We start from the raw sequence: 12,070 nt of genomic DNA, 5'->3' as shown, positions 1-12,070 counted from the left end.
CAACGCTAGTCCTGCCATCCTTGCCGTCATCAACCCGCTCCCTTTGATACGATGCGCAACACTTTGTTTCCCTCATACAAGATCGCTTGAATCGGCGCCGTGGAAGACGAAAGTGCCGCTACAACAGATTGCAATGCGTCTTCGAAAGACCCGTCGATGGTGGCGTCGGCGTCGATCGGAAAATCGACAGGTGCTTCCCAGATCAACTGCCAGCCGGCACGTGCCGCCCAGCGGGTCAGCACTGTCTTTACCGTGCCGTCGTTTCGAGACAGGCGCCACACCATAGGTGGCGCGGACACAAGCGCGGCATGGCCCGCCACACCACTCTGAGAGCTGCCACTCGTCGATGATCCTTGCGACATTCCACCAGGAGGCAATGGCGGTGCCACGCGGGGTAATCCCACCGCTGCCCCTGACGATCCGCCCGCAGGCAATGGCAATGATTCCGGGCTGGGCGTCGGTTCATGCGCACGCCAATCCTGCCCGTTCCATGCGGCAGGTGCACGATAAGTAATGGTGACAAGATGAAAGTCACCATCGATCTGCGCGCTTAATTCAGGGTGTGCGAACAGTACATCACGCAACGCTTGCACCAACGGACGGTCTTTTTGCCAGGACACCGGCGTGCGCGACCAGGGTCCCGGGTCGGCAAGGTACACCGTGTAGTTGGCTGGAACGATCATCTTCAATGCATCACGCAACGGTACATCGGAGCCGCTACGGGTCACGCGAAAGTCGTCCCGTAATTCACCATCGACGCTGACCTGCTCCGCATGAAAAGCCGCCGCATTCGCTTGATCATTCGTCATCTTGCCGCGCTCGCGGTCTGATGCCCCCCGCCATGCCGGCATCGCCGTATCGTATGCATTCGTCGCCACGTCATACGCGGCATCCATCAAGGTATCAGGCGTGCGCAAATCAACATTCGACTGTGCCGATGCCGTCTCGTGCAAGCTCGTGACGATCAATAAAATGAGGATCATCCAGTGCGGCAAGTTCCGTGGATGCCTTATGTTGCCGCATGAACGGGCGCTTTTGCATCGTCTCGGCTCCCCGGTCAGTTTCAGGCTTCGCATCTTCATTCCTTCTTGTTCACCGACGTGCATCCGCGCTCGATCCGCGCATCGTCACCACGCTTGTATATTTGCACTGATCGACATCCACTGGACTTTCTCAAAAGACGATGACAGCATGATCGGCATCGATGCGACCAACGTATCATTGGTGCCGATGCAAGCAGCACGGCGCATTCCCATTCACCTCGATCCTTCTTGCAAGATGAATACGTCACCTAGCGAACTGCGCGATCTTGTCCACGAATTGCTCGATCTCGTCGATCAGCGCCGCGCCTTTACAGACATTCATATCGAACAAGATCGTCCGATTATGCTCAAGACGCCGCGTGGCTGGATGGAAGCGGAAGGCGGCCCCGTGATCTACGACGAAATGACGCCGTTGCTCGATGCCATTGACGAAGAATGGGAGACCCATCTGGCCGCGGGTGCACTCGATAGGCCATTTGTACTCACACGATGCCGTCTTCGTTGCCATGTCTTCCGGACGTCCGCCGGCCGCAAGACCGTTATTTCGATACGTCGCCTTCCACTCACACCACTACCGCTGGACAAACTCGGATTGCCCGCTTACATCAAAACCATGCTCGAAAGTACAAAAGGCGTGATTCTGGTAACCGGCCCTACCGGTTCCGGCAAGACCACCACAATCGCTTCGCTGCTGGATCACATCAATCAGACTCGCAGTTCCCATATCGTCACGATCGAACAGCCCATCGAATATGGCCTCGAAAGCCGCCAGTCCATAGTGTCCCAGCGCGAGGTACCCACGGACACACCCAGCTTCGCCAGCGGCATGCGTGAAGTGCTGCGGCAACGCCCGGACGTCATCATGGTCGGCGAAATACGTGACCAGGACACCGCCGAAGCGGTGTTGCGCGCAGGGGAGTCCGGTCACCTCGTCTTCGCCACAATGCATACCAGCAGTGCGTTGAACACATTGACACGCTTCCTTTCATACTTTCCCGGAGAACAACGTGAACGGCATGCGGCAGCACTTTCACATGCCCTCATCGGCGTCATCTGCCAAAGTCTCTTGCCCAGCGAGGACGGTGATCAACTGATGCTTGCCAGCGAACTGCTCTTCAATCACAACCATCAAGTCAGTGCTTTCCTGGCCGATCCGGCCAAAATACATTTTTTGGCGGACTTCCTGAGACGAAAGGAAGACAACATGTCTCGCTCCCTTAACGAACACCTGATGCAGCTCGTGCAAAAAAACCAGATAAGCGCGCGCGATGCCTTACGTGCGAGCTATCAACGTCTTGAGTTGCACGAGATGCTGCAATCCAGCGCAACACGCTGATACCGCGTTGCATGTCATCTCTTCCAGGTTGAAGCAATCGAACGGAAAATTCATCTAGTCGAATTCTCACTGCAAATAAATCCAAAACGGCGAATTTTGACGATCTGTTACGATTTACTAAATGCTTTCATTATTTTTATAAATACTTTCAATTCGTGATGCAAAAGGATCTTTTCTTTCAATGGCACACGCGATCACTTTCGATATCTATAGGCAAGAATGTAGGGTAAGTTGCCGATATCTTTGCTTAAAGGGCGATTCTTTCGTAATATTACTTTTTGCTTTCAGAAAACCTTACATCGAGATCGGTAAGCACCGTATCCACCAAGCGCCGCCCCATCTCGTCAAATCTTTTGCGCTGAACACAGGAAAGTTCCCGATAGGCATCCTTCAGTGACTTTCCATCATTGAGGGGAATCTGACGTGTCGGAGAAGCCGAAGCGCGGTGATTCACGCGGCTCTTTGACGGCGTCACGCGCTCCAACGTATCGGCACCGTCGACGATCCAAGGCGTTAGTAAGTACTCGACGCGCTTCGCCAAGTCGACATCGCCCGTATGGCAGACCCATCTCGACAGATCCGCGTCGTCAAATAGCTGGTCGATACGTTCGTCCATGGAGATACCGACCGTCGGCACCGCATGCGATAAGCCGAGCAACGCTGCATGATATCGGGTGGTAATCACCGCCTTCGCCTCCGCAACCGTTCTCGCGACGGTCTGCAGATCGTGCTCACCACGCACCACAACCCGCACCGGGAACGGCAAATAGGCAGCGATTTGGTGACATGCGGACGCATCCAATTTCTCCATTGCCACCAGCACGGGCGTCACACCATGCTGCACCAGCCATGCCATGACTTCGGCAAAGGCCTGTTTGTAGCGCGAGAAGGACCTTGCACGTGCCTCATCCCATGTATGAAAGGTAAAAGGACCGTGGCGCTCATTCGATTGCGCACCGGCATGGTCCAAGCGCATCGCGCGTTTTACGTCGGACACCACGGGCCAGCAATACGGGTTATTGGGGCATAGTGCAACATACTCACCTGGGGCGAGGCCGTGCATAACGGGCGTGACGCGCGACGGTGCGCCGTCATTGGACAGGGCAAGGTATCCCCATGCGGCATCGGCCCCTTCCTCCGCAGGGATACCAAGATCCTTTAGTCGGCGCAGCGCTTTGCTACTTCGCGCCGTGATATGCACACCTCGATGCTGAGATACGGAGAAAGCCTGCAGCGAGACCGACATCGTACCGGCGTCGATGCCATAGGCAAACGCATGCTTGCCATGTGCCGCGGCCAGCGCAACACCGCCGATCAAGATACCCGCCAATGCATCGGAAAACTTGGAGGTATAAGTCGATCCCTCGACATTCAACACGACATCGAAACCGGGCATGACCTGCTCCAGCGCATCGGGAACATATTGCGCGCCCGTGGCGAGACGGTGTACCGATTGCAGCACCGGATGGTCGAACATATCGCCACAGGCAAACACGGTAATGTCGATATTGCCATCGCCGAACAACGTCCGAAGCTGTCGAATCACCCCGATCGTGCGCAGGTCCGCGCCAGTATTGCCGGCACCGGTATAGCCAAGCAAGAGCACACGCAACGGCCGAGCGGACCGCACTGTGTAATCTGGATGCGGCTGACTTCGAGCGGACACGGTACGCCGTGCCTCGGTAATCAATTCCGCCATGTCGGCGAGAAACACGGCATCGGGCGCACTTGCCGAAAGGAACCGCAGAAGCCGCGTGGATGGCCGCGCTAACCGCATGTTCGCCGCACCGGCTATGCGGTCTGCGGCCATACTCGCACGTCCCGGCATCAATTCAACCCGTCGCTCGGTCCTTTGTTTCATTTCCGCGTCCTCTTCCCTGTGCGTTTGACGGTTCTTCACAATGGCACGACTGCCTGGGCAATAGACTGGGTCGGATTCATATGTGGTTCGGTTGTCTGCTGTTTAAGCAACCCGTGGTTCGCCGCTTCCAATGCACTCCCCAACTGGCGCATCCCCAGCACCGCCGAATGGGCAGGCACGCAGACGTCGATGATAGTCACCCCGCCATGGCGGCTTGCGTCGGTCAAGGCTGACGAGAGCGCGGTGAGCGATCGGACCGTACGGTGCGCAAGCCCGAAACCGGATGCGACCGCACAGATATTCACCGAAGTTGGATTGCGGATGACTTGTTGGTAATCAGGTAATCGCGCCAACGGCAGAAAGTCGAAGATCGCGCCACCCGCGTTATTCATGACGCAGATACAGGCTGGCGTCGTGATGCGTTGCGCATTGCTCAACGCGGGCAGGTCGTGCAGGAAGGACTGGTCACCGAGGACCAGCAAGCCAGCCCCCGCTGCATGATCGGCATCGCGTACCTGACCATCCGATACCTGATCCGCAGCGCATCGACCATGCGCGACCACCTCGCCGAGGAACGTGCCGATCGTCCCATCGATGCCGCACACGCCACGGTTCGTATAGATCGGCATGGCATGCTCCAAGGCGCCTCCAAACATCAGGTCGGCATGACGGATCGGCATCGAATTGCCAATATGGATGAAATCGAAATGCCGCGTCACAGGGGCCGAAAAAATCACCTGCATCGCGCTCAATTCCCCCCACGGAAAAGGCCGTAACGTACGTTTGCGCAGTACGCCGGCATGCTGGGCGGCGCGAAGCCACTGCGTGCGCCATGCACTCCGGGGCGGGCCAAGCACCGTGGCCACCCTGTCAGCGAAAATCGCAAGAAGCGCATCCGCCTGGTCACGAGGAAGCACCCACTCGGTCATATCCGGATGAAGAAAATCACGGGCGACCGGTACTGGCGTGATCTTGATCGTCGGGCAGTGCGTCGCCAGCAGATAGTCCTGGACGATCGGCATGACGGGTGCCAGGCCTAGACGAATGATCATATCCGGTGCCACCGTGGGGACCAATGCCGACAACGCCAGTGCATCGTGTCCATTCACCACATGCTCCCCACCACGCAGGCCGCTGCCGGTGTCCGCCAGAACTGGCCAGCCTAGCGTAGCCGCGAAATGCAACACAGCTTGATACGGCAAGCCGATATCGGGACCGGCGACAACCAAACCTCGCACGCCCTCTTCGTTTGGCTCTCGCCGATTCCCCGCCGCAATCGCCTGGTGTACCGCATGGCACAAAGCCTCGATGTGAAGCGGTAATATCGGCGCCTCACCGTGTACGTCGACATAGGCCGACTTGGCGCGCTCCGTCGGCGACGACCTGTCACCCCTGCGCCGTTCCAAGGCAGACTCCGCCGCGAGAGCGGATCGCGGCGATCCCGTCGACGGAGCCGTTTGACCCGTCGGCCGCACCACTTCCGCCAGCATGATCTCGGTGGGATCGTACCGTCCTGCAAGTGGCATATTGATATGAACCGGGCCGGGATGGTTTCGGCCATCCCGGCCCGTCGCCGCCGATAACGCAAGCGCGATGGCAGCATGCAGGCCTGACAAGGAGAGGACATCATCATCTGGCGCTTGATGCATGGCATCATCCCCTTTTCCCCATGCATCATCGTCACATGGATCAGGCAAGTCGACACTATGGCGAACGAACGCGGCGCAGGCACCGATATGATCGGTCATCTGCCCAAACCCCGCGCCGCGCATCGCACGCGGTCGATCGCAACTGACCAGCACCAACGGCAAACCACATTCCAATGCCTCCGTCAGCGCCGGCACTGTATTCGCAATAGCCGATCCGGATGTCGTGACCATGACCACTGGTTCCGGAGACACCTTCAACATACCCACCGCGGCAAATGCGCCGCTCCGTTCGTCATTGCAGACCATCAAATCAGAAAACCGGCCGCTGGCACGCATGGCAAGCATCAGCGCGGCACTGCGGCCACCGGGGCTGAGGATGGCACGTCGAACACCATAAGCGTGCAGTACATCAATCAACACTGTTGCCCAGCGGGCATTCGCGGCATGCGCGCTCAGCGCGACGGGCAATTCAGGCCGACGAGCATTCATGGCTGCTCCTGTTCACGCCTACGCGCCATTACGCGTCTTGCGCGAATCGCGCCACCATCGATGGGCAATAGCACCGGTAGTGCATCCCAGAAATCGCGGTTTCCCAGCGAGGCTTGCTGCGCCGCCAGCATTGGCAAGTCCTCGCGTGCGAATGGCGTCATCAAGCCGTCCACAGCGAAGCGAACTAATTGCTTCGCCTCCGGCCCGACTGCCTTCGGCACACCAAAGGCGAAGAAATAATGCGTGCTTTCTTCCGTTTCCGGCGTTAACAAATGCGCGGAATGCGAAATCCGCCCAAGATCTTGTCCGGTGGGCGATACAGTTATCGTAATTTCCATCAATCCTGGTGGATCCCAGCGAACAGCAAGACGGCGATCCACGGGCATGCCGGGCGGCACGCCGAACGCCTGAGCAACAAACGGTGGAAGGATCTCGTTGCACGTACCTCGCAGCGACCACACCGTATCGCCTCGCTGCTCAAAGCGCCCGGGATCCGCCGCCATGGCGGGACTACCGAGCGTGTCTGGATGCAAGAATTGGAAATGACTTAAATCCAGCAAATTATCCGCGCTCAATTGGTAATGCGCTTCGCTACGAAGATAGCCGGTGCTTATCTCGTTTTCATCCCGTGACAAGAATGGAAACCGGGCAGTTGTCTCCCATGCCGCATTGCACAGCGAGGGTTCACCCATCCAGATCCAGACAGCACTGTCACGCTCCTTGACCGGAAACCGTCGCACCCGCGCGGCATCCGGTATGCGTCCGTCGCCGTGTGGATTGTGCACGCAACGTCCTGTGCTATCGAAGCGCAATCCATGATACGGACAGCCCAGTGTTCCATCGGCGCCGACATTACCACCAGATAACGGCGCAAATCGATGCGGACAACGATTCGCCAACGCGGTGGCATCACCCGACGCATCGCGAAACAATACGACGGACTCACCCAGCAACCTCCGCGCCAACGGCCTGTCGGCGCGTATTTCATCGGACCAGCCCGCGACATACCACGCATTACGTACGAATGACGAACGCGTAACCGCATCTGGTTGTTGCGCGGGGTTTCGATACCGTACGCTTTCGGCACTTTGCGTTGCCGAAAATAACGATGGGGCTTCCAACGGGCGTGGCATGAGCGCGTCGAGGGATGCCCCCGGCACCCGTTCCCTGGCAGTCATCGACAATACTCCTGAGTGGGATAAACAAAAGCAATCTGCAAGTTCATTCAGCGGATATGCGCCGCTTTGCGTGTCAATCGCGGTGCGAGGCCTTCATACAAGATCTGTATGCATTGCGCCGTGCCGCGGGCACTGGTATCCATAACGTGCGCTGGCGACAGAGGTTCCTGGAAGGGAGTATCCACGCCAGGCAATCCGCGCGAGGTGCCCGCTTGTACTTGCGCATAACGGCCACGCGGGTCCCGGGCAGTGCATATAGACAACGGCGTGCTGACATGTACCTCGATAAAACGCGATGCACCGATAATCGTGCGCGCCACCGCGCGTTGCGCACGCAATGGCGCGGTGACAGCAGCGAGTACCACCATGCCGTTATCATTGATCAATCGAGCCGCTTCGGCACAACGCCGTACCGCTTCAGCGACCGCGTCCATGCCATCCCCTGGACGCGTCAAGTCGTCAAGGATTCCTGCAACATCCTTGCATAAGCCACGCGCCACATTTTCGTCTTCGAGCAAGCAGCAAGGATGACCCAACGTCATCAAATGCTGCTGCAACGCCAGGGCCAACGTGCCTTTTCCCGCACCACTCAGCCCCGTAAACCAAACGGTCACCGGCCGCTGTCCCATCCAGCGCGCACGCCGCGCGGACAACATCCTTCCTGATATGCCACTTGCCTCTTCACTGTGCGTCCGCACGTCTTGCATGCCATCCATGACTTGCTCCACTACGCTGCTGTCAATTCAATTCGTCGATACCAATCGTTCGGCAAACTGTAAAAGCACCTGCTTTTTCAGAATGACAACGCCGCGAAGCATTTATCGGGAAGCCGAACCGGGAAAGACATCGCATTTGGACTTGTAGCCTTTATTCATTCGAACCGTTTGATGCGTAGTAAGTCGATACATTTCGCCTACGCCATGGGGGATGCGGTATGGCATCCAGATGGCGCAGTGCGCCACGAACCAGCGCCGCATACTCGTCGCGCAAATGCGGAGTGGCTGAATGGTAAGCACCCACGGCGTTCCAGTTATTTCCGTACCGTACAATCTGCTTTTTGAGATGCCATGCAGCCACATAAATATTGACGCATTCGTTACGCAGCGCTCGCATGCTCACGCCATATGTCCGCAGTTCCGGTAGATGTATCGAGTTGATCTGCAACTCGCCGATATCGACCGTACCATTCTCATTGTGATGCTCGGCATTCGGATTCCCGCGCGACTCAACCCAGGCAATCGCGCGCAGCACCATCGGGTTGACGCCCTGGTAAGCCGCTGCCGCATCGAAGCAATCGGCCCATGCGGCAACCGGCATCGATAAACCAATCAGCAATAACGCACGCCGCCAACGCATGCGCTGCCTTTTCTTCTGTAGCGTGATCTGTTCCATCGACGTATCGTTTCATCCTTTCCAGGTGCCGCCCACACGGCGTTGCTGCGAAAAGTAAACGAAGCATGTTGGCCCCGTCCATGCGGAAAAAAACGCGGGCGCGCAGACGCTTCGCGCTACGGGAATCCGCTTCGGCAGGCAAGCAGTCGGTTTGCGTCATGCGACGCGGGGCTTCGCGCGACAGGCAATGGCTTCGCCTCGGGTGCGCCCGGGTACCGATGGCGCGGTATAACCCCACTACTTGAGACCGCCCATCGTCGGGAGGCGTGCCAGGCACGCCATGGAGCAGACGCACCCCCCCGGGTTGGCACGTTGAACCGCCCGGCGCAACGCTGTATTTCGGAGAATGGTGATGCCTAGCGACACAGGAATCTCGCATATTCATGGCACCGGTCAGGTCGCCTCTGACTATGACACCGGTCCACACACACCCGCGCCAAAGCGCCGTCCCATATCGACTCCCGGGCAGAGTGGCGATAGCAGGCTAACCGGATTGACACCACAACGCCTGGAGGGAGCGACACAACGCAAGCCCACCGTCACCGGTGGGCGCGGACCTATTTTGCGAAACGCGTTGCCTGCCAATAAAGCAGAGACGATGCGATCACACGTGTACAACGAAGACACGGGATACACTGCGGATAGCGAGGCTGCAGGCAACGGCGGACATCAACAGATGCGACCGATGCGAACGCGGAAAAACAGGCTGCCTGCCAATCATCAAGGCAAAACGACGCCGACGGCAAATTTCGCCGGGGAAGACATTGCCGACGTGTTCGCCGGGACACCGGGCAGTGCCGGCACGCGAAATCAAGCCGCGAGCATGCGACCATCCTCGCCCTCGCAAGGCGCTTCGAGTAGCACCAATGCATCGACACCACAGGCGCCGTCGCCGCATAGGGCCTCATCGGAAGCGAGCCTGCCGCAGGCTCAAACGTCCCTGGCAGTGCCTCAGCAGACGCACGAACCCCAACAGACGCAGCCGCCCCTGACGCCAGCGACACCTGACCCGCACGCACAACCACAACCCATGCAGGGCCCTCATGCCGGCGTTGGTCCGCAGGGTCCGCACGCTTTCCAACCTCCACCAGGCACCGTCGGACAGCAATATGGGATGCAAGCACCGCCGATGACCATGGGGGATCGAGTCCGCCGAATTTTCGGGATGCAGCCTGTCAATGGCCCTACCGGTCCATTCGGACCCATGGGGCCGAATGGTAATTTCGGCGCCTATGGCCAGGGATCGTCAATGATGAACTATGCGCAACCGATGATCGGGATGGTGAGCAGCGTTGCGAACATTGCCATTTCGATGTTGAGCGCAATGCTGAACATCGCGGAAAACATTGCGCAAAAAACGGAACAACTGTCGCGCAAGAACTGACCTCCCGCGCTTTCAGACTATATTACGTCGCCCTCTGGTCGGGGTTACGTTGCAATTCATCCCATGTTTGCCAAGTTTCCAGGAACAGCTTGCGGTGAGGGATACAACGGACGCGGCCCCTCTTCGAGGAATAGAAGACAGGCTTCGCTAGGGACGAAAGTAACAGAACGTCAAAGAGTGGCGGAATTCGACGCGCGGGATGACACCATACATTCCAACAGAGCGCGTCTCCCTTCACGATCCGCTCACCGTTTTTACTTTCCTCCCTCAAGCAGGAGTGCATCATGTCAACGTCTCTGTACTTTGCCGTCGCATCCACGCTTTCGACCTCGCATCCGTCCGCTACGTATTGCGCGAAGATGCTGGCAGGACAATATAGCGAAGCCGCCACGATTGCCGCGGCGAGAGCCGACTACGACCGCGCAGGTTTCCAGCCGACCTATGCCGACATGCAGGCCTACGCGGATGTGCAACTCGTTCTGGGGCGCTACGAGGATGCGGAGGAAACTTATCGCCGCGCGCAAAAATCGATGCTGGGCGATCGCGGCACGATGCGCGCCGCGCTATCACGTAACGCCGGGTGGCAGGCGCTGTTTCAAAATCACATGGGAACGGCCCTGATGTGTTTCCGTCGTGTGATGGAAGACGAACTCGCTACACCGATACAAAAGTGCGAATGCACAGTAGGAACGATTCTCGTTCTGTTCAATCTTGGCCGGCTGGATACCGTGCGCCTGCGCCTGGAAACGCTAGGGGAACTTGCGCGTGATGCCGACGATCCGCGGTGGCGTCGCCTGGCGGACACGCTCCGACACGAATTGCTTGCGCAATATCGCCTGCGCGCCTCCGAGCCGCTGTCGGACCACATTTACTGGCGCTCTGTCATTCTGGAGTTCGTCCCAAACGCACTCGTCGATGGGCTTGCGATCCTGTCGGATGACAATACTCCCGCCATTGAAGTGCTCTCGAAACGCGCGGACTTTCTGAATAACCTGCTGGTCTTATCGCGTGGCAGCCATGCCGGCCTCGCGCAGATCGACACTTATCTGCGTTGGAGCCAAAGCGCCGGACTGCATGGTTACCACCGCGGCCTACGTTTGGAAGTGGCCCTGGCTGCGCTGGCTAGCAAATCAGCCGATGTGGCGGAAAACATGCTCCGCATGTTCCGCGATGTATCCATGCATGCGAACCAGAATGCGCGTTGGTATCTCGAGTACCTGTATTGTCATTCAAAAGTACATCAACAGCACGGTCGCATGCTGGAACATGCGCAGACCTATGGTCGATATGCCTTGCTATCGATCAAACATGTTCGCGCGGACAGCGAGGCAATGCCAACCGCACCAGAAGAGCGAGTGATACCCGCGCCAGATGATCTGAGTGCACGGCTACCTGGGAAATACCGCCGCGCCTATCGCTATCTGGTTGATCACCTGGAATGTGCGGATTTATCCGTCCGCGAGGTTGCTAATCATATTGGGGTATCGGAACGCGCCCTCCAAGCAGCCTTCAAGACACATCTCGGCCTGTCACCGAGTGAGCTGATCCGCGGCAAACGAATGGAACATATCCGCGGCGAATTAATGGCAAACGACGACCAGGCGGCCAGCGTCCTGCAGATCGCCAGCCGATGGGGGGTTCAGCATCGCTCCACCTTGTTGAACGGGTATCGGAAAATGTATCGAGAAGCGCCTTCGGAAACGCTTTCGCGCTGATCTTGCAAAATTATTTTATAGAT

General features: G+C 57.9%; 9 protein-coding genes. 3 read left to right on the top strand and 6 right to left on the bottom strand.

Annotated elements, in window-relative coordinates; translation table 11 throughout:
- Positions 1-29: 29 nt before the first annotated feature.
- Positions 30-284 carry a toxin co-regulated pilus biosynthesis Q family protein gene (locus tag WM40_RS32525; protein WP_390174024.1) on the bottom strand — a complete coding sequence of 85 codons (255 nt, stop codon included), beginning with the start codon at positions 282-284 and terminating at the stop codon, positions 30-32.
- 994 nt (positions 285-1,278) lie between these two features.
- On the opposite strand from WM40_RS32525, the gene WM40_RS15495 reads away from it, so the two are divergent.
- Positions 1,279-2,379 carry a type IV pilus twitching motility protein PilT gene (locus WM40_RS15495; protein WP_024905036.1) on the top strand — a complete coding sequence of 367 codons (1,101 nt, stop codon included), beginning with the start codon at positions 1,279-1,281 and terminating at the stop codon, positions 2,377-2,379.
- A gap of 271 nt (positions 2,380-2,650) precedes the next feature.
- Here WM40_RS15495 and WM40_RS15490 read toward each other — a convergent pair whose 3' ends face one another.
- From WM40_RS15490 to WM40_RS15470, 5 genes are all read right to left on the bottom strand, one after another.
- Positions 2,651-4,240, bottom strand: coding sequence for a polysaccharide pyruvyl transferase family protein (locus WM40_RS15490; RefSeq protein ID WP_157685816.1), 1,590 nt, complete (start codon positions 4,238-4,240; stop codon positions 2,651-2,653).
- Positions 4,241-4,275: 35 nt separating this feature from the next.
- Positions 4,276-6,378 (bottom strand): thiamine pyrophosphate-binding protein, encoded by a 2,103-nt coding sequence (locus WM40_RS15485; RefSeq protein ID WP_046153310.1) that lies wholly within the window; start codon positions 6,376-6,378, stop codon positions 4,276-4,278.
- Positions 6,375-7,556 (bottom strand): aromatic ring-hydroxylating dioxygenase subunit alpha, encoded by a 1,182-nt coding sequence (locus WM40_RS15480; protein ID WP_024905033.1) that lies wholly within the window; start codon positions 7,554-7,556, stop codon positions 6,375-6,377. The genes WM40_RS15485 and WM40_RS15480 overlap by 4 nt, the downstream gene beginning before the upstream one ends.
- Before the next feature lie 47 nt (positions 7,557-7,603).
- Entirely contained in the window at positions 7,604-8,272 is a 669-nt protein-coding gene (locus WM40_RS15475) for an adenylyl-sulfate kinase (protein ID WP_052738353.1), read from the bottom strand.
- 151 nt (positions 8,273-8,423) lie between these two features.
- Positions 8,424-8,948, bottom strand: a complete 525-nt coding sequence (locus WM40_RS15470; protein ID WP_096335620.1) for a lytic transglycosylase domain-containing protein — start codon at positions 8,946-8,948, stop codon at positions 8,424-8,426.
- Between the two features lie 352 nt (positions 8,949-9,300).
- Between WM40_RS15470 and WM40_RS15465 the strand changes: the two genes are divergently transcribed.
- The gene (locus tag WM40_RS15465; protein WP_157685154.1) at positions 9,301-10,332 is read left to right on the top strand and encodes a hypothetical protein; all 1,032 of its coding nucleotides are present in this window, start codon (positions 9,301-9,303) and stop codon (positions 10,330-10,332) included.
- A gap of 284 nt (positions 10,333-10,616) precedes the next feature.
- Positions 10,617-12,047 carry a helix-turn-helix transcriptional regulator gene (locus WM40_RS15460; protein ID WP_024905029.1) on the top strand — a complete coding sequence of 477 codons (1,431 nt, stop codon included), beginning with the start codon at positions 10,617-10,619 and terminating at the stop codon, positions 12,045-12,047.
- Positions 12,048-12,070 lie beyond the last annotated feature (23 nt).

Source organism: Robbsia andropogonis, from assembly GCF_000970345.1.
GTDB lineage: Bacteria > Pseudomonadota > Gammaproteobacteria > Burkholderiales > Burkholderiaceae > Robbsia > Robbsia andropogonis.
The sequence above is the reverse complement of the archived record's forward strand: the minus strand, read 5'-3'. Positions and strand labels throughout refer to the sequence as shown.

Excerpts from the sequence above, each read along its gene's own strand:
- WM40_RS15495 (WP_024905036.1), top strand. The coding sequence starts at position 1,279 with ATGAATACGTCACCTAGCGAACTGCGCGATCTTGTCCACGAATTGCTC.
- WM40_RS32525 (WP_390174024.1), bottom strand. The coding sequence starts at position 284 with ATGGTGTGGCGCCTGTCTCGAAACGACGGCACGGTAAAGACAGTGCTG.
- WM40_RS15460 (WP_024905029.1), top strand. The coding sequence starts at position 10,617 with ATGTCAACGTCTCTGTACTTTGCCGTCGCATCCACGCTTTCGACCTCG.
- WM40_RS15465 (WP_157685154.1), top strand. The coding sequence starts at position 9,301 with ATGCCTAGCGACACAGGAATCTCGCATATTCATGGCACCGGTCAGGTC.
- WM40_RS15475 (WP_052738353.1), bottom strand. The coding sequence starts at position 8,272 with ATGGATGGCATGCAAGACGTGCGGACGCACAGTGAAGAGGCAAGTGGC.
- WM40_RS15485 (WP_046153310.1), bottom strand. The coding sequence starts at position 6,378 with ATGAATGCTCGTCGGCCTGAATTGCCCGTCGCGCTGAGCGCGCATGCC.
- WM40_RS15490 (WP_157685816.1), bottom strand. The coding sequence starts at position 4,240 with ATGAAACAAAGGACCGAGCGACGGGTTGAATTGATGCCGGGACGTGCG.
- WM40_RS15470 (WP_096335620.1), bottom strand. The coding sequence starts at position 8,948 with ATGGAACAGATCACGCTACAGAAGAAAAGGCAGCGCATGCGTTGGCGG.
- WM40_RS15480 (WP_024905033.1), bottom strand. The coding sequence starts at position 7,556 with ATGACTGCCAGGGAACGGGTGCCGGGGGCATCCCTCGACGCGCTCATG.